Annotated in this window: 21 protein-coding genes; 16 read left to right on the forward strand and 5 right to left on the reverse strand. The window is 61.7% G+C overall.

Going from position 1 to position 25,280, the window contains the following annotated elements; translation table 11 throughout:
- Positions 1-3 precede the first annotated feature (3 nt).
- The 6 genes from G9463_RS06135 to G9463_RS06160 all read left to right on the forward strand — a co-directional run bounded on the left by G9463_RS06135 (position 4) and on the right by G9463_RS06160 (position 6,511).
- The gene (locus G9463_RS06135; protein ID WP_127013686.1) at positions 4-1,176 is read left to right on the forward strand and encodes an NAD-dependent epimerase/dehydratase family protein; all 1,173 of its coding nucleotides are present in this window, start codon (positions 4-6) and stop codon (positions 1,174-1,176) included.
- Positions 1,177-1,178: 2 nt separating this feature from the next.
- Entirely contained in the window at positions 1,179-2,111 is a 933-nt protein-coding gene (locus G9463_RS06140) for an NAD(P)-dependent oxidoreductase (protein WP_165896244.1), read from the forward strand.
- The gene (locus G9463_RS06145) at positions 2,104-3,099 is read left to right on the forward strand and encodes an NAD(P)-dependent oxidoreductase (RefSeq protein ID WP_165896245.1); all 996 of its coding nucleotides are present in this window, start codon (positions 2,104-2,106) and stop codon (positions 3,097-3,099) included. Before G9463_RS06140 ends, G9463_RS06145 begins: the two co-directional genes overlap by 8 nt.
- 48 nt (positions 3,100-3,147) lie before the next feature.
- Positions 3,148-5,481: an STT3 domain-containing protein gene (locus G9463_RS06150; RefSeq protein WP_165896246.1), complete on the forward strand. Its 2,334-nt coding sequence runs from the start codon at positions 3,148-3,150 to the stop codon at positions 5,479-5,481.
- A 69-nt stretch (positions 5,482-5,550) separates the two neighbouring features.
- On the forward strand, positions 5,551-6,024 hold the full coding sequence (locus G9463_RS06155; RefSeq protein ID WP_165896247.1) for a hypothetical protein: 474 nt from the start codon (positions 5,551-5,553) through the stop codon (positions 6,022-6,024).
- The gene (locus G9463_RS06160) at positions 6,017-6,511 is read left to right on the forward strand and encodes a metal-dependent hydrolase (protein WP_165896248.1); all 495 of its coding nucleotides are present in this window, start codon (positions 6,017-6,019) and stop codon (positions 6,509-6,511) included. The genes G9463_RS06155 and G9463_RS06160 overlap by 8 nt, the downstream gene beginning before the upstream one ends.
- Positions 6,512-6,516: 5 nt before the next feature.
- On the opposite strand, the gene aglM is transcribed toward G9463_RS06160, so the two are convergent.
- The gene (gene aglM / locus G9463_RS06165; protein ID WP_165896249.1) at positions 6,517-7,824 is read right to left on the reverse strand and encodes a UDP-glucose 6-dehydrogenase AglM; all 1,308 of its coding nucleotides are present in this window, start codon (positions 7,822-7,824) and stop codon (positions 6,517-6,519) included.
- 88 nt (positions 7,825-7,912) lie between these two features.
- Here aglM and aglF point away from each other — a divergent pair, with 88 nt between their 5' ends.
- Both aglF and G9463_RS06175 read left to right on the forward strand, forming a co-directional pair.
- Positions 7,913-8,668, forward strand: coding sequence for a UTP--glucose-1-phosphate uridylyltransferase AglF (gene aglF / locus G9463_RS06170; protein WP_004964383.1), 756 nt, complete (start codon positions 7,913-7,915; stop codon positions 8,666-8,668).
- Between the two features lie 356 nt (positions 8,669-9,024).
- The gene (locus tag G9463_RS06175) at positions 9,025-10,440 is read left to right on the forward strand and encodes a sugar transferase (RefSeq protein WP_165896250.1); all 1,416 of its coding nucleotides are present in this window, start codon (positions 9,025-9,027) and stop codon (positions 10,438-10,440) included.
- 448 nt (positions 10,441-10,888) lie between these two features.
- On the opposite strand, the gene glmS is transcribed toward G9463_RS06175, so the two are convergent.
- From glmS to G9463_RS06190, 3 genes are all read right to left on the reverse strand, one after another.
- Positions 10,889-12,679, reverse strand: coding sequence for a glutamine--fructose-6-phosphate transaminase (isomerizing) (gene glmS / locus G9463_RS06180; protein WP_007189177.1), 1,791 nt, complete (start codon positions 12,677-12,679; stop codon positions 10,889-10,891).
- On the reverse strand, positions 12,679-13,869 hold the full coding sequence (gene glmU, locus G9463_RS06185; RefSeq protein WP_127013692.1) for a bifunctional sugar-1-phosphate nucleotidylyltransferase/acetyltransferase: 1,191 nt from the start codon (positions 13,867-13,869) through the stop codon (positions 12,679-12,681). Before glmU ends, glmS begins: the two co-directional genes overlap by 1 nt.
- A 158-nt stretch (positions 13,870-14,027) precedes the next feature.
- Positions 14,028-14,888: a CheF family chemotaxis protein gene (locus G9463_RS06190; protein WP_004964393.1), complete on the reverse strand. Its 861-nt coding sequence runs from the start codon at positions 14,886-14,888 to the stop codon at positions 14,028-14,030.
- 163 nt (positions 14,889-15,051) lie between these two features.
- Here G9463_RS06190 and acs (G9463_RS06195) point away from each other — a divergent pair, with 163 nt between their 5' ends.
- The 8 genes from acs (G9463_RS06195) to G9463_RS06230 all read left to right on the forward strand — a co-directional run bounded on the left by acs (G9463_RS06195) (position 15,052) and on the right by G9463_RS06230 (position 24,213).
- Positions 15,052-16,995 (forward strand): acetate--CoA ligase, encoded by a 1,944-nt coding sequence (gene acs / locus G9463_RS06195; protein ID WP_165896251.1) that lies wholly within the window; start codon positions 15,052-15,054, stop codon positions 16,993-16,995.
- Positions 16,996-17,135: 140 nt separating this feature from the next.
- Complete coding sequence (locus tag G9463_RS06200) at positions 17,136-18,827, forward strand: bacterio-opsin activator domain-containing protein (RefSeq protein ID WP_165896252.1); 1,692 nt, start codon at positions 17,136-17,138, stop codon at positions 18,825-18,827.
- Between the two features lie 70 nt (positions 18,828-18,897).
- On the forward strand, positions 18,898-20,892 hold the full coding sequence (acs, locus tag G9463_RS06205) for an acetate--CoA ligase (protein WP_165896253.1): 1,995 nt from the start codon (positions 18,898-18,900) through the stop codon (positions 20,890-20,892).
- Positions 20,893-20,937: 45 nt separating this feature from the next.
- Positions 20,938-21,366 carry a DUF4212 domain-containing protein gene (locus tag G9463_RS06210; protein WP_004964404.1) on the forward strand — a complete coding sequence of 143 codons (429 nt, stop codon included), beginning with the start codon at positions 20,938-20,940 and terminating at the stop codon, positions 21,364-21,366.
- Positions 21,363-23,033 (forward strand): cation acetate symporter, encoded by a 1,671-nt coding sequence (locus tag G9463_RS06215; RefSeq protein WP_127013694.1) that lies wholly within the window; start codon positions 21,363-21,365, stop codon positions 23,031-23,033. The genes G9463_RS06210 and G9463_RS06215 overlap by 4 nt, the downstream gene beginning before the upstream one ends.
- Positions 23,034-23,037: 4 nt before the next feature.
- Positions 23,038-23,511 carry a universal stress protein gene (locus tag G9463_RS06220; protein WP_004964408.1) on the forward strand — a complete coding sequence of 158 codons (474 nt, stop codon included), beginning with the start codon at positions 23,038-23,040 and terminating at the stop codon, positions 23,509-23,511.
- A gap of 50 nt (positions 23,512-23,561) precedes the next feature.
- Positions 23,562-23,777: a hypothetical protein gene (locus G9463_RS06225; protein ID WP_007189183.1), complete on the forward strand. Its 216-nt coding sequence runs from the start codon at positions 23,562-23,564 to the stop codon at positions 23,775-23,777.
- 211 nt (positions 23,778-23,988) lie between these two features.
- Complete coding sequence (locus tag G9463_RS06230) at positions 23,989-24,213, forward strand: hypothetical protein (RefSeq protein ID WP_228841750.1); 225 nt, start codon at positions 23,989-23,991, stop codon at positions 24,211-24,213.
- 192 nt (positions 24,214-24,405) lie between these two features.
- Here G9463_RS06230 and G9463_RS06235 read toward each other — a convergent pair whose 3' ends face one another.
- Positions 24,406-25,272, reverse strand: a complete 867-nt coding sequence (locus G9463_RS06235; RefSeq protein ID WP_127013695.1) for a CheF family chemotaxis protein — start codon at positions 25,270-25,272, stop codon at positions 24,406-24,408.
- Between the last annotated feature and the right edge of the window lie 8 nt (positions 25,273-25,280).

Raw genomic sequence — 25,280 nt, forward strand, 5'->3', positions numbered from 1 at the left:
ACTATGACTATCCTCATCACTGGCGGCGACGGCTACGTCGGGTGGCCAGCCGCGCTGCGAATCGCAGACCGAACGGACGAGCGAGTGCTGCTTGTCGACAACTTCGCCCGACGAGGGTGGGTTGAAGACGTCGGCGCGACGAGCGCGACACCGGTTGCCAGTATCGACGAGCGTCTCGACGCGGCCCGCGAGGTCCACGGCCTGACGAACCTCTCCTTCGTCGAGGGCGACCTCGCCGAGAAGTCCTTCGTCGATGAACTGCTGGCGGTCCACGAACCAGAAGTCGTGGTCCACACCGCCGCGCAGCCGTCCGCGCCGTACTCCCAGATCAACGGCGAGCGGGCGAACTACACCCAGCACAACAACCTCCAAGCGACGCGGAACCTCCTGTGGGGCCTCGAAGAACACGACCTCACAGACACCCACTTCGTCGAGACGACGACGACGGGCGTCTACGGCGCACCGGAGTTCCCGATTCCTGAGGGCGGCGCGACGATGGAGAATCAGGGCGAGCGCGACGACGTGCCGTTCCCCAACATGGGCGGGAGCTGGTATCACGCGACAAAAGGCTTCGACGCACAGAACATGCGGCTGGCTCACACGCAGTTCGACATCCCGATCTCGGACGTGCGAACGGCCATCGTCTACGGGACCGAAACCGAGGAAACCCGCGCTGACGACCGGCTCAAGACGCGCTTCGACTTCGACTACTACTTTGGAACGGTCACGCACCGCTTCTGCGCGCAGGCCGTCGCAGGCTATCCCGTCACCGTTTACGGCAAGGGCGAGCAGCGCAAGCCGTTCATCTCGCTGGAGGACGCCGTCGAAGGGCTAGCCGAAGTGGCCCTGACCGACCCCGACGAGCGCCCCGAAGGGCTGACGGTGTACAATCAGGTCACACGCGCCATCAGCATTGTCGAGATCGCCGAGACGATTGCAGATGTGGGCAGCGAGTACGACCTCGATGTTGCTGTCGAACACTTCGAGAACCCCCGCGACGAGGACGAGACCCACAAGATGGAGATCGAAAACGACCGGTACGCCGACCTCATCGGTGGCCAGTCCCAGTCCTTCGAGGACGGCGTCGACGATATCTTCGGGACGCTGACCCGCTACGCCGACACCATCGAGGCCCACGAGGACCGCTTCCTCCCGGGCGTCCTGAGCGAGGACTGACGATGGACGTGCTGGTCACCGGGGCCTGTGGCTACATCGGCAGCGCGCTGATACCGCTGCTCCGGGCGGACGACCGCGTGGACGACGTCGTCGTCTTCGACGACCTCTCCTCAGGATCGCCGCGGGCGCTGCTGGGGACAGTCGGGGACGGGCTCGAATTTCGCCGGGGCGACATCCGCGAGTACGGCGACGTGGAGAGCGCCATGCGCGGCGTCGACCGCGTCATCCACCTCGCTGCCATCACCGGCGCGTCGAGCACACATGAACGCCGCGACGAAACCTTCGCCATCAACTACGACGGCACCGAGAACGTCCTGACTGCGGCCGGCAAGCTCGGTGTCGACCACGTCGTCTTCGCCTCCTCGTGTAACGTTTACGGCCGCGCGACCAGCACCGACATCGACGAGACAGTCGACCCGGACCCGATCAACCCCTACGCGGAGACGAAACTGCAGTCCGAGACGCTACTGCAGGAGTACTGCGAGGAGTTCGATATGACTGGCACCGCCCTGCGAATGGCTACCAACTTCGGCCACTCGCCGGGCATCCGGTTCAACCTCGTCGTGAACTACTTCGTGTTCCGCGCGCTCACCGACCGCCCGCTCACCGTCTACGGCGACGGCTCGAACTGGCGGCCGTTCATCCATGTCCGGGACGCTGCCCGTGCCTACGCGGAGGCGGCGTGCGATCCCGATTCCTGGGACGAACCAGTGTACAACGTCGGGTCGATGGACGCGAACTACCAGATCTCGGAGATCGCCGACATCGTCGCCGACGAGGTCGCGCCGGTCGACGTGACCTACCTCGAAGACGAGCATCCCGGCCCGTCGTATCATGTCAACTTTGACCGACTGAACGAGACCGGCTTCGAACCATCGTGGACGCTCCGCGAGGGCGTCCGCGACCTCGCGGAGAAATTCACCACCAATGTCTGAGACAGAACCTACAAGCGAACAGCCACACATCGCCATCACCGGCGGTGCAGGCTACATCGGGAGCCGCGTCATCTACGAACTACAGCAGGCCCACCCCGACTGGGAGATCACCGCTATCGACAACTTCTATCTCGGTACCGTGCAGTCCGTCGGCGATGTCGATATCGAACACGTCGACATCCGGAACCGGAACCGTCTGGAAGCGGCGCTAGACGGGGCCGACGTCGTGATGCACCTCGCGGCGGTGTCCGGCGTCGACGACTGCGAGGAGAAACAAGACCTAGCGTACGAAGTGAACGTACAGGGAACGGACAACGTCGCCTGGTTCTGCCGCAAGACAGGCGCAGCGCTGATTTTCCCGTTCTCGATGGCCGTCATCGGCGACCCACAGGAATTCCCCATTACAGTCGACCACCCACGGGACCCGCTGAACTGGTACGGCCGAACGAAACTGCTCAACGAGCGCGATGTCGAGACGTACGCCGACGGCGCGTTCCCTGCCCACCAGTTCATGATATCGAACCTCTATGGGAGCCACGAGATAGACGGCCAGACCGTCTCGAAGGGGACCGTTATCAACTTCTTCGTGAACCGCGCGCTCGCTGGCGAGACGCTGACTGTCTACGAGCCCGGAACGCAGTCCCGGAACTTCATTCACGTCAAGGACGTGGCCCGGGCCTACGTCGATAGCTGCGAACGGCTACTGGAGCAACTGGACCGCGGCGAGACCGGCGTCGAAAAATACGAGATCGCAAGCGACGACGACCCGGGCGTCCGTACCGTCGCCAACCTCGTCAGGGATATCGCCGCCGATATCGCCGACATCGATGCCGACGTGGAACTGGTCAAGAACCCACGGGGCGACGACGAGACGCTCGTTGACTCATTCCCGGTCGATACCGGGCGGACAAGCGACGCGCTTGGCTGGACGCCCGAACACGACGTAGAATCAGCAATTCGGACCGCACTGGAGTCGGCGAACACGTAGACGACGAGTCTCGATGGATTTATTCGCCAGACCGGAAAGAGAAGATACATGAGCGATACGCCCGGGGCGGGAGCGGTACTCGATGACCGGCCCGAGCTACGAGATGCGACGGAAGTGGTTCTGGCCGTCGACGACGAGCAGGACGGCTGGACGTTCGACGACATTCCCATCGATTCGGGCCAGTTCGGCGAACTCGTCTCCGCTGGTATCGTCGAGAAGGACGGTGACGAGTACCGCGTCGCCGATCCCGACGCTGTGCGGGCCGCGCTTAATGGCGACTCCGAGGTCAGTAATGACAGCGGGCAGGGGCTAGCGCTCGGTGACGCGCTACGTTTTGATTTCGATACACGAGCAACTGGCCTGCTCGTCGCTGCCCTAGCGGTCGTGTTCGTCGCCCGGACGTACGTCATCGGGTCGATATATCGTGGCGGCGACATCGTTCTGTCGAGTAACGACCCCTACTACTACAGGTATCACGTCGAACAGGTCGCGGCAAACGCCGGCAGCGCGGCCGATTTCGGGGCACTCTCCGTGCTCCCAGGTGGATTAGCCAATGGGGAGCCACTCACGATCGCGACGCTCTGGTGGGTCGCCAGCCTCTTCGGCGGGAGCAACCCAGTTATTGGCCACGTTCTCGCCTGGTATCCGGTCGTGTCAGCACTCGTTACGAGCGTCCTGCTCTATCTGCTCGCAGTTCGGGTGTCAGGCGACCGGCGTGTCGGTCTCGCATCGGTCCTCTTTCTAGCGTTTATTCCCGGCCACGCCTTCCGGACGAGCCTCGGGTTCGCGGACCACCACGCCTTCGACTATCCCTGGCTGGGACTCACTGCCCTTGCACTCGTGGTCGCGCTAACGACGGCCACGAATCGAACATCGCTTCGTCAACCACAGCCGTGGATCGCCGCAGTCGGCATCGGTGTCGGGATTGCCGGCCAAGTGCTTGCGTGGGAGGCCGGACCGTTGCTTGTTTTGCCGGCCAGTCTGGTCGTATTAGGCCAGACACTTCTTGACGTGTCTAACGACCGGTCGGCACTGGTCAGAAACGCACCAGTTCTTGCCGGCGTTAGCCTCGGTGCGCTACTCGCTGGCGGTGTCCATACTATCACCGGCTGGCAAACTGCGCTTGTCGCTAGTGCGCCAGCACTGTTGACGCTGGGCACTGTCGTCGTCATTGTGACGGCAGAAGCAGCCAGACGCTTCGGTGGCACTGCCGGGCAACTGACTGCGGTCGATTTCGGGCTTGGCGTCATCAGCCTGCTTGTCTTCCGCTTTGGCTTCACAGAACAGTGGGGCACGTTCGACAGGCGGCTCGATACGCTGTTTCGGTCCGACGCGATCGCCGAGACGTACGGCCTGTTCAGCGCAGACGCCTTTGGCTTCCTGTTCCTGCTGGGCCTGACGCTGTTCGTGGCGCTTCCAGCGATGGTGTGGGGAATCAACCTCGCTCGGAGCGACCAAAGCGGCTGGCTCGTCGTCAGTAGCTACGCCTGGGTGTTGCTCGTCCTCGCCGTGATTCAAGTCCGTTTCGTCGGCGAGCTGGCCACGTTTCTCGCGCTGTTCGCCGGCCTCGCGTTCGTCTGGGCCGCCTCGTGGGTCGACCTCGCCCGACCGGTGCTGGCGACTGGCGATGGAGACCTTCGAGACGTACTCGTTCCGGATAGCCGCACAGTTGTGTCGCTGGTCGTGCTGTTTCTATTGTTCGGGGCCCTCGGAATGGTGCAGGTTCCGGTGAAAACGAGTCAGGTGCTCGTTGAGGACGGGACATACGACGCAGCGACTGCAATCGAGGCAGACGCCGCCGAGCGCGGACTCGAATACCCCGAAAACTACGTGCTCAGCCGCTGGGGACAGAACCGCGTGTATAACTACTTCGTCAACGGCGAGTCACAGAGCTACGGGTATGCTCGCGGGACGTACGAACCGGTCGTCGCAGCGACGGATCCTGATGAGGCCCATAATCGGATTTCTGGCCGGGTCGGATACGTCGTGACGACAGTGACCGACATCGAGGAGCCGACCACGATGTACACTCGGTTACACCAGCACTTCGGAAGCCGGAACGGGGATGTGGACGGCCTGGCCCACTACCGGCCGCTCTTCACGAGCGAAGACGGGAGCCACAAGGCGTTCGCGGTCGTCCCCGGTGGGACGGTAAAGGGCTCCGTGGCCCCGAATGCAACCGTTTCGGTCGAAACGACGGTCGCTGTCTCGGACAGAGAGATAGCTTACGAACGCCAGACGACAGCCGACCGGAACGGTGCGTTCACTGTTACCGTCGCAAACCCTGGGACGTACACCGTGACGACCGATAGCGGAAGTGAAACGACCGTCGAAGTCACAGAACAGACGGTGTACGGTGGCGGCAACGTCACTGTCGAGTGAGTTTCTGAGACAGGCACGCCGTAGTTCTGAAGCGAAACGACCATTGTACCCACCGAAAGAACAGAGGATGTGCGCGTCCGGGTCCGTGTCGTCATCATGCTTGTGCTGTGTCTGACACTCGGGGGACTGTTCGTCCACGCAGCGGTTACAGAGGACAAATGGACACCGTATCCGGATGCTGCGGACCTTTCGGCCGGATACGAGTCGTACGTCGGACAGCAACTCATGGTGTTTGGCACGGTGACAGAGACCAGCGAAGGCGAGATGCGAATCAGGGCCGAAAGCGATGGGACGGCAATCACACTCAGGGTCACTGAGACGAGAACAGCCGTCGAACCCGGTGGCGTCGTTCAGGTGTACGGGACGCTCGAACCAGCGCAGACGATAACGGCCGAGCGCGTCGAAGTCGTCAACAGCAGTCGGTGGGCCGAGTTCTACAAGTACGGTACCTCGGCTATCGGCGCACTGGGATTCCTGCTGCTGTTCGTCCGGTATTGGCGCATCGACCGAGAGGCGTGGACGCTGGAGGCCCGCGATGGCTGACCTGCTAACACACCTGCTCGTCCCATACATCCTTCTCACGGTGGCAAGCTGGCGTGCCGACTGGCTCGATCAGCGCTGGGTCGTCGTTGGGATGGGCGGTGCGGCGATTCCCGATCTGGTAAAGGTCGGAATCGTGCTAGACGAGAGGGTAGTCGAAGCGTTTCTCGGCGTTCCGTTCACCTATATGCCTGTCTCTACACTCGGCGGAGTCCTGTTGCTCGCTGGAGTCATCACCGTCGCATTCGAGCGACGACGCTGGAGACGAGTATTCGGCCTCGTGACGTTCGGCGGCCTCACGTCGTTGCTACTCGATGGGATGCGAGTGTACGCCGACGGACGAGCGAGCGCGTGGCTGTACCCGTTCACGAACTGGCAGCCGCCGACGCCGAGCCTATACGTGTCTTCGGACCCGACCGTGCTCGTGGTGGCAGTACTCGCTGCCGGCACAGTCGCAGTCCTTGACAGACAAATGCGAGTGCGTCGCTAACCGCACTACCAGGTCAATCCTTCGTAAGTGATGCCGTCGCGCCGCTTGATGCTCCGTCGGCCGTCAACAACGACAGGGGCAGCCATCTCATCGAATTCAGCGTCGAGCGCTCCGAACTCGTCCCAGCCAGTGACAACAACAGCGCCGGACGCACCCTCAAGAGCGATCGCAGCTGAGTCGGCGTACTCGATGTCGGGATAGCGCTCGCGCATATTCTCGGTGGCAACAGGGTCGTAGGCGACGATGTCTGCGCCACGCTCCTGCAGTCCCTCGATGACCGGAACCGCTCGCGTGTTTCGGATGTCATCCGTCCCGGGTTTGAACGCCAGTCCGAGGACGGCGATTCGTTTGCCGGATACGTCGACGTGGTCATCGATGAGGGAGAGGAGCCGCTCTGGCTGCGCGTCGTTCAGTTCCACGGCCGCGGAAAGGACAGCGGGGTCGTAGCCCTGCTCCTGCGCCGCGGCGATGATGGCGTCCGTGTCTTTCGGGAAGCAACTGCCGCCCCAGCCGACGCCGCTTCGGAGGAACTGCTCGCCGATCCGGTCGTCGAGTCCGATAGCATCGGCGACCTCGTAGGCGTCAACGCCGAACTCCTTGCAAATGTTCCCGATGTCGTTGATGAGGCTGACTTTCGTCGCGAGGAACGTGTTGTTGGCGTACTTTATCATCTCGGCCTCGGCGATACCGGTTTCGACGACCGGCACGTCGCCGTCAGCAGCCTCGCGTAGCGGCGCGTAGAGGTCATTGAGAAGGGCCGTTGCGCGGTCGTCGTCCGTCCCGAAGACGAGTTTGTCAGGATTCAGGAAGTCCGCGACGGCCGTCCCCTCGCGCTGGAACTCAGGATTGGACGCGACGAGGAAGTCCGCCCCGCGTTCGAGACCGGCGTCAGCGATACGTGGTGCGAGCCGATCCTCGGTCGTGTTCGGGACGACAGTCGACTTCGTGACGACGAGATGCGGGTCCGCTGCCGCGTTCTCAGTGCCGGCCAGCGCCTCACCGATAGATTCCGCACCGGCTTCCATGAACTGGAGGTCGATGCTTCCATCGTCGTTCGATGGTGTCGGAAGCGCCAACATCGTCAGTTCAGTGTCGAGTATTTCCTCGTAGTCGGTACTTGCCCGGAGTCGCCCACCACCGTGTTCGGCGACAAGTTCGTCAAGCCCAGGTTCGTGTATCGGCGACTCGCCGTTATTGATTGCGTCAACGATGTCTTCGTCGATGTCTATCGTTACGACTTCGTGCCCGAGATCCGCAAGACACGCGGCGACCGTTGTCCCGACGTATCCACTCCCGACAATGCTGACATTCATCGGGCGGCAGTAGTCAAGGAGCGGATATTATAATTCGGATCTTATAATTCGACAAGAGTTTTATCGGACGGCCAACGAATTGAGATATATGAAAGCTGTCGTACTTGCCGCTGGTGAAGGGACCCGTCTCCGCCCGCTGACCGAAGACAAGCCAAAGGGGATGGTAGAGGTCGCGGGGAAACCGATTCTGACCCACTGCTTCGAGCAGTTGATCGAGCTAGGCGCCGACGAACTGCTGGTAGTTGTCGGCTACAAGAAGCAGGCCATCATTAATCACTACGAGGACGAGTTCGATGGTGTTCCGATTACCTACACCCACCAACGCGAGCAGAACGGCCTTGCCCATGCACTCCTGACCGTCGAGGAACACGTTGACGACGACTTCATGCTGATGCTCGGCGACAACATCTTCGAAGCGAACCTCCAGGACGTCGTCAACCGTCAGGCGGAGGAACGTGCCGACGCCGCCTTCCTCGTTGAGGAAGTCCCGTGGGAAGAAGCCGGGCGGTACGGTGTCTGTGACACCAACAAGTACGGTGAGATCACCGAAGTCGTCGAAAAGCCAGAAGAGCCGCCGTCAAACCTTGTGATGACTGGGTTCTACACGTTCACGCCAGCTATCTTCCACGCCTGCCATCTGGTGCAGCCCTCCAATCGCGGCGAGTACGAGATCAGTGATGCGATTGACCTCCTGTTACACTCCGGGCGAACGATCGACGCGATCCGCATGGACGGCTGGCGGAACGATATCGGCTATCCCGAAGACCGCGATCAGGCCGAGGAACGGCTACAGGGCGAAATTAACCCAGAGATAGCCGCCGAAAACATCGCTGCAAGCGAGTGAGAACTCAGTTCGGGTAGCCTGGTCAGTAACCGGTGAGACCATACAGTCACGTCGGTCGCGTGGTTGTGTAAGTTCCCAATCAGAAGACTGGACCACCACCGTGAGACGATATCCACCGTACAGCGTCAAATGGAACAGGCACAGAGAGGGTTGGATCGACGCTGCGATAGTCGACACGACTACGCTAGTGCGTACACTGTGGGTCCGTCGGCTCACGAACAGGTCTCGTGCAGCAGTGTCTTTCAGTGGCACTATGACAATGCAGGGCAGTTGGACCGCGTGTCTACGGACAGTAGCTTCAGTATTTGAGTTCCGGGACGCAGGACTTATCCCGGAACTGGGCAATCACACTGATAATGGATAGTGGCTGGCGGTACCGGGTTGCAAGTGTGGCCGGCGTTGTCGTGCTTACAGCGGTCGCCATCGCACTTGTTAATAACGCGACCATCCAGTCGATAGCGACAACTATCCCGATACTCAGTCGACTGCCGACTGACCCTCCAACGGGGCCAGAGTTCACGATCGAGCTCTTGGTCACAATCGCGGTCGTCGTCAGTGTGTTCCTCCCGTTGTACAAACCCCGCCCACGGAGAATTCTTGATGCGATAGCACTGGCCCAGAAGCGGGTACTCGTGGCGGCTCTCGTCCTAGCGACGATCGGCTACTTCGACTATTCGTACAAGCTGCCGCGTTTGACTGTCGTATTAGTGACTCCCTTATTACTGGTCGCACTGCCCGCGTGGTTTGTGTGGATTCGGAAGCGACCGTCCTCAAATGGCGAGCGAACCATCGTCGTTGGCGATAACCTCCAAGTGATAGAGGAAGTAGCAAGCGAGGTCAACGGGACGCTCCTGGGATATCTCTGTCCGACGAGTGTCATTACGACAATCGAACAGACCGAAGCCATCGCTGACGGCGGAACTAACCCCAGTGGGTTGGAACGGTTGGGTGGCCTCTCGCGGATTGAGGACGTGCTCGTCGAGTATGACATCGATACGGTCGTGCTAGCGTTTGAGCATGCCGACCGGGCGGAGTTCTTCGGCGCTCTCGACGCCTGCTACGAGTACGGTGTCAACGCGAAAGTTCATCGCGACCATGCAGATTCTGTGCTGACCGCCAGCGGTGGAGTCGGAACCCTGGTTGACGTAGAGATCGAGCCCTGGGACATACAGGACTACATTCTCAAGCGCGCGTTCGATATCGCGTTTGCATCGGCTGGGCTGATCGCGCTATCGCCGGTGATCGTTGGGATTGTAGTCGCGATAAAGCTAGAGGACGGCGGCTCGATACTGTACCGACAAGACCGAACAGCGGTGTTCGGCGAAACCTTCTCGATCTACAAGTTTCGGTCGATGATCGAGAACGCAGAAGACGAAACAGGTGCGAAGATTAGCGACGAAGATGCGGGTGGAGTCGATCCACGCGTAACCTCGGTCGGGCGAGTGCTGCGACAGACCCATCTGGATGAAATTCCACAGCTCTGGTCGATACTGCGAGGAGATATGAGCGTCGTCGGTCCACGGCCAGAACGACCGGTGCTGGACTCGGATATCCAGACTGGTGTCGTTGACTGGCAGAAACGATGGTTCGTCAAACCGGGCCTAACCGGTCCTGCCCAGGTTAATCATGTGACTGGAAAGGAGCCGGGCGAAAAGCTGCGATACGACCTAGAATACGTGCGTGACCAGTCGTTTAGCTACGATATGAAACTCGTTTCGAGACAGGTCTGGAGCGTTATTATTGATATTATAATGGCGCACAGGAACCATTGAGAACAGTTAATCATCGACCGCAATACATCGGTCGTAATGAGCCCGTGTATCTCGGTAAGCGCTTCCGTATGGGAGTTGCACTGAATCTGAGAACCGTAATCATCACCCTGGTACACTGTTATCACCGAGTTTTGATTAACGGTGAGAGGCAGTCACAGCGGCAAGGTAACAGGGCAGCGAGAATCTGCGCCACACAGTAACGTCGGAGTCAGCGCTCATCGTTATCGACCTACGCGAAACGTACACTGTCGGTCCATTACTCGCTGTTCTCGACGCTTTCACTCCCCAGCTTACGCGATTCTGGAAAAATTCTGGCCTCGGCACAGTGACACGGGCTATCGAAAAGACCCTCTCAGGCTCAAAAGCAGTCAAGCTGGCAGCAAAACTCCTCGAACCGCCAAAACCGTCAGAGAACCACGAGCAGCGCGAGTAGCCAGCTACGCGCCGCTCACTCTACCGTCACACTTTTTGCCAGGTTGCGTGGTTTATCGATGTTTCGGCCCAGCAATGCAGCTGTGTGATACGACACCAGCTGCAGGTGCGTATTCGCAAGCACTGCAGCGGCCCGCGGATGCGTCTTCGGAATTTGGAGTACGTGGTCGGCGTACCGTTCAACGTCGCTCTGTCCGTCAGTAATTGCGACCACCGGGGCGTCGCGCGCTTCGACCTCTTTGACGTTTCCGATCGTCTTGCGGGCGCGCTCGTCGTCGCCAGTCACGATAGCGAACACGGGCGTGTTCTCTGTCACCAGAGCAAGTGGGCCGTGTTTTAGCTCACCGGCAGCGAAGCCCTCGGCGTGCTTGTAGGTGATCTCCTTCATTTTCAGTGCGCCTTCGAGTGCCACGGGCTCCTGGTAGCCACGGCCGATGAAGAAGTAGGCGTTGGCGTCCTGATACAACTCAGCGACTTCCCGGGCGGCAGACTCATCAAGAACCTCCTGAACGTGACCGGGGAGGTCGCGGAGCGCGCTAATTACCTGCCGGGCATCACCGGTCGTCGACGTCCCAAGGGCGAGCAGGTTCAGCGCGGCTAGCTGGGAGGCGAAGGTCTTGGTAGCGGCGACGCCGATTTCCGGCCCAGCGCGGATGTACAGCGCGTGATCGCATTCGCGGGCCGCGGTTGAGCCAACGACGTTGGTCACGGCCAGCGTGCGTGCGCCGCGGCGGCGGGCGGCCCGAAGTGCGGAAAGCGTGTCTGCGGTTTCGCCGCTCTGCGTGACGCCAACGACGAGCGCGTCGCCGATGGGTGGCGTACCTGTGGCGTATTCGCTGGCGAGGAACGCCTGGGCGGGGACGCCCGCTTCACGGAACAGTTGTGCGCCGTGCAGAGCTGCATGGTAGGAGGTCCCGCAGGCGACGAACTGGACGCCGGTCGGGGAAAGGTCGCCGAGGTCGCCGATGTCGACCGTTCCGGCGAGTTCGTCGACCCGGCCCCGCAGACACTGCCGGAGCGCACGCGGTTGCTCGTGGATCTCTTTGAGCATGAAGTGGTCGTAGCCGCTTTTGCCGGTCTCCTCGGGGTCCCACTGGACGGTGTCGATGTCCTTCTCGACGACATTGCCGTCGGTGTCAGTGACGGTCCATCCGGCACCGTTGAGGCGGGCGAACTCGCCGTCAGCGAGGTAGACGACCTTGTCGGTGAAATCCCGGAAGGCGGGCACGTCACTGGCCAGATACGTCGCGTCGTCGTCGATGCCTAACACGAGCGGCGAGTCGTTTCGCGCAGCAAATACCGAGTCACAGCCGGCAACGACAACGGCGACGGCATAGCTTCCCTCAAGTCGGTCGACCGTCTCTCTGACAGCGTCTTCGGGGTCAGCTCCCGCCTCTAGCGCGTCTTCGATGAGATGGGGGACGACCTCAGTATCGGTGTCGGACGTGAAAGTGTGGCCAGCGCTCACGAGTTCGTCCCGCAGGGACTGGTAGTTCTCGATGATGCCGTTGTGGACGACTGCGACATCACCGGTGCAGTCCTGATGCGGGTGAGCGTTCTCGTCGGTCGGCGGACCGTGCGTGCTCCAGCGGGTGTGGCCGATACCGACCGACCCCGAGAGCGTCCGGTCCGACAGTGCCTCGCGCAAGTCGGCAATTTTCCCGGAGTGTTTGCACAGGTCGAGATGGTTGTTCGCAAGCGCGACGCCAGCGGAGTCATACCCACGGTACTCCAGCTTCGAGAGGCCGTGAACGAGCGTGTCGAGCGTTTCGTCGCCGCGGCCGACACAGCCGATGATCCCACACATCAGCGGACCACCTCCGCGCCTTCGCGGACAGTTCCATTGACTGTCACGCCAGTGGTGAGCCGAGCATTAGGACCCACGAGCGACCCGGAAACGAAGCTCACGTCACCGAGTGCGACGGCACGGTCGGCGATGACGGCACCGAGCCGCTGGTCCTCGAACACTTCTGTGCCGACCTGAACATCGGCCGGGCCACCAGGAACGACAGTGTTGACGCCCAGATCCACGTCCTGCCCGGTGACAGTGTCGATAAGAGTCGAACTCGGGTCGACACGCGTGTCCGCGTCGAGGACAGTGTGCTGGATGACGCTGTTGGCCCCGATAGTGGTGTTACGGCCAAGCGCGACGTTCGGACCGATGACAGCGTCGGGTCCGATCTCACAGTCCGGGCCAATGACAACCGGCGACTGGAGGGTCGCCTCGTCATGGACGCGTGCGGAGTTATCGACCCAGACCTGCTCGTCTCGGGCCGATTCGACGACCCGGCCCCGCGCCAGCACCTCTCGGGCGACGGTCAGCAGGTCCCACGGGTACGTCGCGTCGACCCACATCCCGTCGACCTCGACTGCCTGGACGCGGTCAGATTCAAGGATGAGTTCGATAGTGTCAGTCAGTGCCAGCTCGCCGGCGTGACGGGTCGTTTCGTCGATAGCCTCGAAGATGTCGCCGTCGAAAGCGTACACGCCGCCGTTGATGAGCCTGAACTCGTCGTGTTGTGGCTTTTCGACGATATCAACAATATCGCGGTCCTGTACCTCGACAGCACCGTACCGGCTGGTGTCTTGCCGTTCAAGGACGGCGATGCTTGTGTTCCCGGTCTCCGCGTAGGAGGTGTCTACCTCCTCGATAGTGGCTGCGTCGACGAGACGGTCTCCGTTCATCACCAGAACCGGGCCGTCAACGACGCTCCGTGCCTGAAGGAGTGCGTGTCCGCTGCCGAGCTGTTTCGTCTGGCTCACGTAGGAAATAGGAACGCCGCGATATGTCGGCCCGAAGTGGTCCTGAACGCGGTCGCGCTTGTAGCCGACGACGACGACCAGCTTCTCGATGCCTGCCTCGACCAGCGCGTCGAAGACGTGTTCGAGAATCGGACGGTTTGCGGCCGGCAACATAGGTTTTGGCCGGTTTCGCGTCAACGGCCGGAGACGAGTCCCTTCACCCGCAGCAAGGACTACAGCCGTATCGATGTGCATACCTGTTGCAGACGGAGGAGGGGCTTCAATATGGCGGCCTTACCGAGATTGGGTTGTGTTTACTCGACACGTATGTCCAGTTTATCACGGCTAAACCAGACGTTCCAAATATCCAAAACAATTGGTCCTCGTGGCGCTTGCTGGTTCTGGACGACAGACTACTGCTCGCCCATCCGCTCGCCAGCGACCCGACGGCCCTTGGTCGTCAGGTTCACTTCGGTCCGTTCCCGGAGCACGCTTATCACGTCGAGTTCGATCAGTCGGTCGAAAATCTCCTCGGTTTTTTCGACATCGATGCCGACGAAGTTGGGGATGTCGAACGGCGACACACCGGAGTGTAGCGCCATGATGACCCGCTTCTCCGTCGAGCTCAGGTCCAGATCGGCCTGGTTCTGTTCGGCGCTCTCTTCGAGCATTGTCCGGAGGACAGTTGCATGAAACTCCTCGCCTGCGAGATGGGTTTCGACGCTGATATCTTCCTCGCTGTGCTCGACCTGAATGACCGTCCGCTCCTCGCCGCTGACCTGCTTCTCTTCGACAGCAAGGTCGCCGATGTCGGCGCGGTCAATGACGACAGCCTGGCCGTCGGCCATCGCGAGTTTCAGCGCCTCGTCAGTCACTTTGAGTCGGCCTTTCGTCCACTCGGCAGACTGGACGACGCCGCCCTTCAGTGCCGGGTGTTGAACCAGCACGATTGCGCCGTCGAGACTCGCCCGGTAAAAATCGGTCTCGAACGTTCCGTGGTCCGATGCCGACACGAGGATAACGTCTTCGCCGACGTAGAGTGCGACGTAGTCGGAGACCCCGGCACTCTGCTGGTTCACGTCGAACCGGTCAGCGATACGGTCGATATCGGTCAGTGAAATCTGTCGCTTGTCGTCGCCCAGCAGGGCGACCCGCTCGGTGGTGAGGACGATGCGACAGTTTCGCCACTCGGCGTCGGTCAGCCGCTGGCCCTGTGAGACCGCCTGGAGGAACTGCCCCTTCGTATCGGCGATCTTCTTTTCGGTGTCGCTCATACCCCGTACCGACCTCTCGTGCAGTTGTTGTCCGCAGGACTCAATATAAGTTCCGTCGCCAGTGTCGAAAGTGAGAACGGCCGACCGCAGTAGTCGGTCTCACAGCGGAATCGTACACAATTAGATAGGATATTTTTTGGGTGCGGCGATGTACTGTCAACTGATGACACGGGGTGACGAACCGGATCGGGGCCAGTCCCAGACGGGGCGAGAGACAGTCGAACCACCGGACTGGTTCGTCAAACAGGCGAACGTGACGGACTTGGCTGTCTACGACCGCTTCGAACGGGAGTGGCCCGATTGCTGGCGCGAGGCCGCCGAGTTGCTTGACTGGGAGAAGCCGTTTGAGACGGTACTCCGTGGAACGGACGGACCACCGTTCGAATGGTTCCCCGACGGCCGATTAAACGCCGCATACAACTGTCTTGACCGGCACCTCCCCGAGCGCAAGAACCAACTAGCACTGGTCTGGGAGGGACACCTCGGCGAGTCCCGCACCTACACCTACCTCGAACTGTACCGGGAGGTCAACGCCTTTGCAGCAGCGTTGCGCGACCGCGGCGTCGGCCCGGACGACGTGGTGACGCTGTACCTCCCGATGGTGCCCGAGCTCCCGGTCGCGATGCTGGCCTGTGCCCGTCTTGGCGTGCCACACAACGTCGTCTTCGCCGGGTTCTCTGCGGACGCGCTCGCGACGCGAATGGAGCGAGCCGAGTCAGAGTATCTCATTACTTGTGACGGCTACTACCGCCGCGGTAGCGCCGTCGCACAAAAGAACAAGGCCGATAACGCGCGAATCACTGTCGACCACGATGTGTCGGTCGTCGTACTTGACCGACTGGGCCGTGATGTGCATTTAGGCGACGACTACGTCGACTATCACGACCTGCTGGCGGCCCACGAAGGAGCCGAAGTCGAGCCCGTTTCGCAGGCAGCGGACGACCCGCTTTTTCGCATCTACACCTCGGGCACGACCGGGCAGCCGAAGGCTGTCACCCACACGACCGGGGGGTATCTCGCACACGTCGCCTGGACCGCCCGGTCAGTTCTCGACATCAAGCCCGAAGACACCTACTGGTGTTCGGCCGACATCGGCTGGATTACCGGCCACTCCTACATCGTCTACGGCCCGCTCGCGCTTGGAACGACGACAGTACTGTACAACGGCACAGCGGACCACCCCGAGAAAGACCGTCTGTGGGAGCTCATCGAGAAGTACGCCGTTGACGTGTTCTATACTGCGCCGACGGCAGTCCGGGCGTTCATGAAGTGGGGCGAACAGTACCCCGAGCAACACGACCTCTCCAGCCTGCGCCTGCTGGGCACGGTTGGCGAGCCGATGGACGCTCACGCCTGGGAGTGGTATCGCGAACACATCGGCGGCGGCGAGTGCCCAGTCGTGGACACCTGGTGGCAGACCGAAACCGGTGCGATACTCGTATCGACGCTGCCCGGTGTCGACGAAATGAAACCCGGGGCCGCTGGAACCCCACTGCCGGGAATCGAGGCATCCGTCGTTACCCGCTCGGGCGCAACAGCCGAGCCGAACACGGCCGGGGAACTCGTTGTGACGCGCCCCTGGCCGGGGATGCCCCGCGCGTTACTTGACGGGACGGGCTGGGGCAGCGCCCCGGACAGCGCCGAGGAATGGCGGTACTACCCCGAAGACAGCGTCTCGGTCGACGCTGACGGTTACATCACGTTCCTCGGTCGGATCGACGACGCGATCAACGTCGCCGGCCGGCGGTTTAGCACCAAGGAACTGGAGTCGACGGTCGCCGGCGTCACCGGCGTCGCCGAAGCCGCCGTCGTCGGTGCCGACGACGAGACGACCGGAACGGCGGTGTACGTGTTTGCTTCTCCGGAGGACGGCTACGCCGAGAGTGAACTCCAGGCAGCCATCGAGGACGCTATCGTCAACGCCATCGGTGGTATCGCCCGCCCGAAAGAGGTCGTGTTCACGCCCGACCTCCCGAAAACGCGCTCGGGCAAGGTTATGCGCCGCCTGCTGACGTCAGTGGCGAACGACGAGGATCTGGGCGATACCAGCGCGCTGCGAAACCCCGAAATTCTCGGCGAAATCCAGTCGACTACGAGACGGAAGTAAGCTGGTTCGGATTTATTTATACTTCCGAAATATTTCTGTGGCAGTGGCGTCTTTAGCGGCTGTATTATTGTCAGTATCTCATCCGTAACCACGTTCTAGTCGCAACGCTTATTTCGGTATTATCTGAACTTCCGAAATATATGGACGGCGCAGCGGACCGCATCGGCGAACGAGGGTACGAACAGCTCCGGCGCGCGGCCGGGACACACCGGTCCGACCTCGTGCTCCGGCTCGGTGCGGAGGCCGGACTCCGTCCGGCGGAGATGACGGCCGTGCGGCTGACCGACATCACCGAGTTCGAGGGACACCGGCTGCTTGCCGTTCGGGAGGACGGCGAAGTAGTCCGCGAGACGTACCTCCCGGATTCAGTTGAGCACGATATGCGGAAGTACGCGAACACGGCCGGGACGGACGACGACGAGCCGCTGTTTTCCGTCTCCCCGCGTCGGCTCCAGATGCTCGTCAGCGAGGTAGCCGACCGAGCCGCCGATACGGCACCACACCTGCACGGAGTTTCCACACGCGACCTCCGGTGGCGGTTCGCGGCGAGCCTGCTGGACGACGGCGTCCCGCCGGACGTCGTCTGTGCACTCGGCGGCTGGGACCGACTCGACCGACTCGACCCTCTGCTTGACGAACCGGACCGCGAAACCATCATCACAGCCGTCGACGGGTCAGGCAGGCGGGCGGCGGCAAGCGGGTCCCAGCGACCCGTCAACTGGATTACGGCGGTCAGCGAGGCGCTTGCGGCCGCCGCGACTGGGGAAGCAATTGCAACAACAGTCTGTGACCACCTGACAGAGACAGCCGGCTTCGAATTCGCCTGGCTGGCCGAGCGGACTGGCGACGGACTGACACCGCGCGCGACGACAGAAATCTCGGAGGCGGCTGTCGAGCAGCAGATCGACGCCCATATCGAGTCAGCCTCCACGCCACTTGACGTGGGCGAGGTTCGTGTCGTCGACGATAGTGTTGGGTCGGTCGCTCTGGTCCCGCTCGTCAGAGAAAACGCCGTGTCCGGTGTCGTTGGGGTCGGGACAGGCGAGGGCCTCACTGACGCGGAACACGCCGTGTTATCCGCGCTTGGCGTGCAGATCGGCCACGCACAGGTCGCCGCCGAACGCAAACGCCTCCTACTTGCCGACACAGTGACCGAGCTGGAGTTCCACTGTGCGGACGAGCGAACGTTTACCGCCGGAGTATCCGAGGCGTTACACTGTACGGTCGAACTGTCCGGCGTCGTCCCTGTTGCGGGCCAGTCGCTGCTGTACTATCTGATGGTTGAAGATGCATCGGCCGACGCAATACTCTCGTATGCGGACGACGACGACGGCGTGACCGACGCCAGGCTACTCGAAGAGCACAGCGACGGCGTGTTACTGGAAGTTGTCGTCACTGACACGCCAGCACTCCAGTTGGTCGAGAGCGGCGGCCGCATCCGCGCTGTGACGGCTACCGATGGCGTGGCGACTATCGCAGTCGAACTCCCCAGTGAGGCCGAGATCAGACCGACGGTCAACGCCATCACCAATGCCTACAGAGAGACATCGCTAGCGGCGAAGCGAGAGACAGAGCGGCCGGCCGAGACGGACACCGGGTTCCGCGACCGACTGACTGACACGCTCTCAGACCGACAAGAGACGGTCCTGCAGGCGGCCTACCACAGCGGCTACTTCGAGTGGCCTCGCGGCTCAACCGCAGAGGAGCTAGCAGACTCGCTGGATGTCTCGTCGCCGACGTTGCACAATCACCTCAGGAAAGCACAGCAGAAGGTCCTGACCGCGTTTTTCGACGACCGGCCGGCGGAGCCGCGGCAGCCGGCCGACAACTGAAACCCTGTTTCATGTTATCGTAGTTAGACCCCCCGTTTATATGGCCGCTGTGAAATATCGATGATAGACCATGTCAGATGAAGATGTCCAACTCGAAGCACGGCTCGAAGAGCAGGAGGTTTTCGAGCCGCCGGAGTCGTTCGTCGAGCAGGCGAACGTCACGGATGAGGGTATCTACGACGAGTTCGAGGAGAACTGGCCGGAGTGCTGGGAGGGGGCCGCTGCCCTTCTCGACTGGGAGGAGGAGTACGATCAGGTACTCGACGACTCGAACCCGCCGTTCTACGAGTGGTTCACAGACGGGACGCTAAACGCCTCAGCGAACTGTCTGGACCGCCACCTCGACGAACGCGGCGACGAAGCCGCTATCGAGTGGGTCGGCGAGCCAGTCGAGGAAGACAATATCACCTACACGTACGAGGAACTCCATCAGAAGGTCAACGAGTTCGCGGCCGGCCTGCGTGAGATGGGTGTCGGCGAAGACGATGTCGTGACGATGTATATGCCGATGATTCCGCAGCTTCCCATCGCCATGCTGGCCTGTGCCCGCATCGGCGCGCCCCACTCCGTTGTGTTCGCCGGCTTCTCCGCGGACGCGCTCGCGACCCGAATGAACTCCGCCAACTCGGAGTATCTGGTTACCTGCGACGGCTACTACCGCCGCGGCGACCCGCTCGACCACCTCGACAAAGCCAACGAAGGGCTGAGCGGCGTTGACCACGAGGTGGAACGCGCCATCGTCGCCGAACGGCTGATGGACGGCGACGGCTTCGACCACGACTACGCGGACAATCAGGTCGCCTTCGAGGACGTCATCGACGACAACGAAGGCGAGACTGTCGAACCAGTCGACCGCGACGCCGAGGACATGCTGTTCCTCATGTACACCTCCGGGACCACCGGGAAACCAAAAGGCGTCAAACACTCCACCGGCGGCTACCTCGCCTGGGCGGCCTGGACATCGCAGGCGGTGCTCGACATCAAACCCGATGACACGTACTTCTGCTCTGCCGATATCGGCTGGATTACCGGCCACTCCTACATCGTCTACGGCCCGCTCGCGCTCGGGACGACGACGATGATGTACGAGGGGACGCCGGACTACCCCGACAAGGACCGCCTCTGGGACATCGTCGAGGAGTACGAAGCCGACCAACTGTACACCGCGCCGACAGCTATCCGGGCGTTCATGAAGTGGGGCAAGCAGTACCCCGAGCAACACGACCTCTCTAGCCTGCGCCTGCTTGGCACGGTCGGTGAGCCAATCAACCCCCGTGCCTGGAAATGGTACTACAAACATATCGGCAACGAGGAGTGTCCCGTCGTCGACACCTGGTGGCAGACCGAAACCGGCGGCATGATGATAACGACGTTACCCGGCGTCAAGGACATGAAACCGGGGTCGGCCGGGCCGCCGCTACCGGGCAACGACGTACGCATCGTCGACACAGAGGGTGAGGAAGTCGAACCCGGCCGCGCCGGCTACCTGACCGTCGACAAGCCGTGGCCCGGGATGCTCCGGACGCTGTACAAGAACGACGAACGGTTCATCAACGAATACTGGGCCGAGTACTCGGACACCGATAGCGACGACTCTGATGACTGGGTGTACTTCCCCGAGGACGGCGCAAAAATCGACGACGACGGCTACATCACCGTGCTGGGACGGGTCGACGACGTGATCAACGTCTCCGGCCACCGTCTCGGGACGATGGAAATCGAGAGTGCTATCGTCGGCGTGGAAGGCGTTGCCGAAGCCGCTGTCGTCGGTGGCGACCACGATATCAAGGGCGAGGCGGTGTACGCCTACGTCATCACCGAGGACGGCTACGACGAGGACGAGGAACTCCGCAGTGCGATTATCGACGGCGTCGAGGATGCTATCGGCCCGATCGCGCGGCCGGAAGCGGTCATCTTCACGCCCGAACTGCCGAAGACCCGCTCCGGGAAGATCATGCGCCGCCTGCTGGAAGACATCGCCAACGGCGAGGAACTGGGCGATACGAGTACGCTGCGAAACCCTGACGTTGTCAGTGATATCGAGACCAAGGTCCAGGGTGACTGAGCGCTAACAGCGAACAGCACCACGAATTTTCAAGCTTTCATACCCATGTCAAGAGACACGCCTGCGGACCGAGAAGAGTCAACTATCCAACCAGACGGCGGCACAGCAGCCGCCCACGACGACATCGATTACCTCGACAGGGAGGTGAACCTGTTACGGCCGAGTACGCCGTTTATGCGCGACCACCTGAAGATCATCTGGAGCAGTTTCGTGCTCTGGGCGCTGGTCGTGTTCGGCCCGGTGACGCTGACCGCACTTGCGCCGGAGATGATGACCGTGCAGACGCCCCTGTTTGGCTTCCCGCTGCACTACTTCCTCGTCTCGTTCGGTGCGCCGACGGGCGCGCTCATTCTGGCGGTCGTATACACGCGCTACCGGGACCGGCTTGACCAGAAGTACGGCATCGATTCCGTCGAGAGCACGGCTCCAGAGACGGGCGAGGCAGCGGCCACTGACGGGGGTGTCGAGCAGTGACGGTCCCGCTACAGGCAGAAGCGCTCGACATCTCGTTCAAGCTCGTCCCGGCGATTATCGTCTTCCTGATGATGGCGTCGTTCCTCGTCATCGGCTACGTGTTCAAGGTGGCCGACACAGAGGGGATGTGGGTCGCGGGCCGCGGCATCGGCAATATCGAGAACGGGATGGCCATCGGCGCGAACTGGATGTCCGCCGCCTCGTATCTGGGACTCGCCGGGCTGGTCGCGCTCTCTGGCTTCTACGGGCTGGCGTTCATCGTCGGCTGGACGACCGGCTACTTCGTCCTGCTCATCTTCCTGGCAGCACAGATGCGCCGGTTCGGGAAGTACACCGCGCCGGACTTCGTTGGCGACCGGTTCAACTCCCCAACTGCCCGCGCGCTGGCCGCATTCACCACGCTGCTCATCGCGTACGTCTACTCCGTCGGTCAGGCCCGCGGCATGGGACTGGTCGGACAGTACGTCTTCGGGCTCGATATCATCCCGATGATCGTCGTGATGATGACCATCACCGTCGGCTATCTCGCGCTCTCGGGGATGCTGGGCGCGACGAAGAACATGGCCGTCCAGTACACCATCCTCATTGTCGCGTTCCTCGCAGGCGTGTACGTCGTCGGCTTCTCGCAGGGGTACTCGACGGTGCTCCCGCAGATCGAGTACGGCGCACTGATCGCTGACCTCGGCCGCGAGTTCTCTGCGCCGTTCGTGAACCAGCCGTTTTACCTCTGGGTCGCGACGGCGTTCTCACTCATCGTCGGGACCTGCGGCCTCCCGCACGTCCTCGTCCGATTCTACACGGTCAGAAGCGAGCGCGTCGCTCGCTGGTCCTGCGTGTGGGGGCTGTTTTTCATCCTCCTGCTCTACTGGGCGTCGCCCGCAATGGCGGCCTTCGGCGTCGACCTCTTCCAGACGACGACGGGCGCGAGCGCCTACGCCGCAGAAGGCGGCATGTCCGGCGCTGAAGGTGACGTGATCGTCGTGCTCGCCGCACAGTTCGCCAACCTCCCGACGTGGTTCGTCGGCCTCGTGGCGGCCGGTGCGATGGCCGCGGCTATCGCGACGACGGCTGGCCTGTTCATCACAGCCTCCTCCGCGGTCGCACACGACATCTACACCGAGCTGATTAATCCCGACGCGACCCAGCGACAGCAGGTGCTCATCGGTCGCGGGACGATCATTGGCATGGGCGCGCTGGTAACGGTGACCGCGTTCAACCCACCGGCGCTCATCGGCGAGCTGGTCGCCTACGCGTTCTCGCTGGCCGGCGTCGTCCTGTTCCCGATGTTCTTCCTCGGCCTCTGGTGGGAGAACACGAACCGTCAGGGCGCACTGGCCGGGATGGTGCTCGGCCTGCTCATCTGGATCACCTCGATTATCAACAGCGTCCTCCCGAGCTACATCGGCGCGCTCGGCGCAGCCGCTGGAGAAGGCGGCGCACTCGTCCCGATATACGCCCAGTACGTCCCACCGATCGGCGCTGCGCTGATCGGGACGCCGCTCGTGTTCATCGTCACTATCGCCGTCTCGCTGGCGACGCCCGAGCCACCGCTGGAGACGAAAAAGATGGTTCGACAGTGTCACAGCCCCGAACCGATGGGGCAACAGGAGACCGCCGCAGACGTCGTCGGCGACAGCACCAGTGGTAGTACCCCCGCGGACGATTAAACCCATGTACGACAATATCCTCGTTCCGACCGACGGCAGCGAAACCGCCGAAAACGCGGTCGATCAGGCGGTCGACATCGCCTCGAAATACGGCGCAACGGTCCACGCACTGTACGTCGTCGACGTCGACGCGACCAGCTACTCGCTGGGGACAGAACAGGTCGACCGCATCCGCCAAGGAAACCTGGCGGAGATGACCGATATAAAAGAAGACGCCGATGAGGCCACCGGCTACGTCCGCGACCGTGCCGCCGAACACGGCGTCGAGGTCGAAGAGCACATCACCGCCGGCGAACCGGCCCGCGCTATCCGAAAGTTCGTCGAGGACAACGACATCGACCTCGTCGTGATGGGGTCCCACGGCCGCTCGGGCCTCAAGCGCGTCATCCTTGGCAGCGTCACGGAGAAGGTGCTGCGCCGGACGCGGCTACCAGTACTCGTCGTCGACGTTCACGGCGAGACGGATATCGAGGCGTGACTAATGGGACAGCACCGACTCCGACCGTCATGGACGACACGAGGCCGCCGATGAGCGTCGTCGACACCCTCCGAAACCACGTGCGAGACCACAAGCGAGGCATGTTCGTCGACCTCGTGTTCGCTATCGCCTGGGTGACTGCTGTGAGCGTCATCTTCGACCTACTGTCGGCTCCCCAGTGGGCTTACTACCTGACGCTCGCCGCCGGCGTCGTCGCGTACTACGGCTTTTTCTGGTCGCTCGAGCTGGCGATGGAACAGCAGTAGGCCGGACTCCGTTTTCCGCGGCGGCGGCTCCATAGCTGGTTCACGGCACCCCTGTTAAACATACTCATTCGGTGGCCGAACCACCGCTTTACCCGTGCTATCCAAGCACCCCTCCATTCTCAAGCCAGGCGAATTTCTGCCCTGCCGGTAGTAATAATACCATGTAGGTGCATTGACTTTTTCGATGGCAGCAGACGCCGTGGAGTCAGCAATGATATACGAAAGTTCAACGGGAGAGTACTACAGTGGTCTCGACATCTGGATGCGCTTCGAGTCGGGGTTCTGGGAACCACACGATTGGAGTCAAGCGACGGGTGAGGAATGGGTCCAGACCGAGGCGGGTGAAGTTCTCACCCTGACGCCGGTCCCGGAGTCGGACCTCCCGGACGGGGTGTCGGTGACGGAAGCTGAGGACGTCGAGTACCTGCGTGAGTGAAAACGGCGAGACGGAAGCAGGGCACGAGTCCGACTGTACTGACTGGGCGACATCGGAACCCGACCACCGCTAGAGGCAAGCCACGCGTCGCAGTGGCGGTACCGCTCCACTGCCCCGGATCAGAATCGGTCCTCGCCCGACTTTTGTTGGCTCGGCGTCAGGGAAAATCGTTCTGTGGCGCGTAGCGCCTCTCTATTTCTCACTCATCGCCTCACTCGCCATATTCCGCCCCTGCGCGTTCAACGCGACCTCGGTCCGAACCCGGACCTCATCAACCGCACCAACATCGAGCAGTTTCTGATAGATTTCCTCGACCTCGTCGGGCGTTGTTCCGACGAAATCGGACATCTCAAACGGTGAAACACCGGAGTAGAGCGCCATCAACACCTGACTCTCCATCTCCGAGAGTTCGTAATCGTCCTCACGGCCCTCGATAACGCGGGTAAAGAGCGTCTTCAGCGCCCGCGTGTGGTGGTCCATCCCCGAGATGTGGGTTTCGACGCTACGGTCCTGATTGTCAGTGTGTTCGACCTCGATGACCTCCCGCTCCTGGCCCATCACGGTACTGGTCCCCGTTTCGATAGTTCCGACGTCCTCAATTTCGAATGACATGCTCTTGCCGCCGGGGAACTGGAGGCGGATGATGTCGTCATCCAGTTGAAACCGTGCCTTGCTCCACTCGGCGTCCTCCTGAACGACGCCGCCGACGACCGCTTGCTGTCGTGCGAGGATAACCTCACCCTGTAGCGTCGCGCGGACGTACTCCGTCTGGAAGTCGTCCAAGTTCGGGGTGTCGACGAGGAGGACGTTGTTGCCCACCTCCAGCGCGGTTGCGCCGCCGGTCCCACCGTCGGGAATCAGATCGTCAGGGTTCGACGGGAGGGTAATACTGGAGTGTGGGATCGGCTGTTTCGAGCCGTCTGTCGCCAGAATGAGTCGCTTGTTGGTGACGATGAGTCGACAGGAGCGCCACTTCGGGTCGGTCACCGTGTCACCGTCGCGGACGACGTACTGGAAGTCCCCCGACGTGTCGACTAGCTTGCGTTCGTCACCACTCATAGCCGCTG

It is taken from the genome of Haloarcula sp. JP-Z28 (genome assembly GCF_011440255.1).
GTDB lineage: Archaea > Halobacteriota > Halobacteria > Halobacteriales > Haloarculaceae > Haloarcula > Haloarcula marismortui.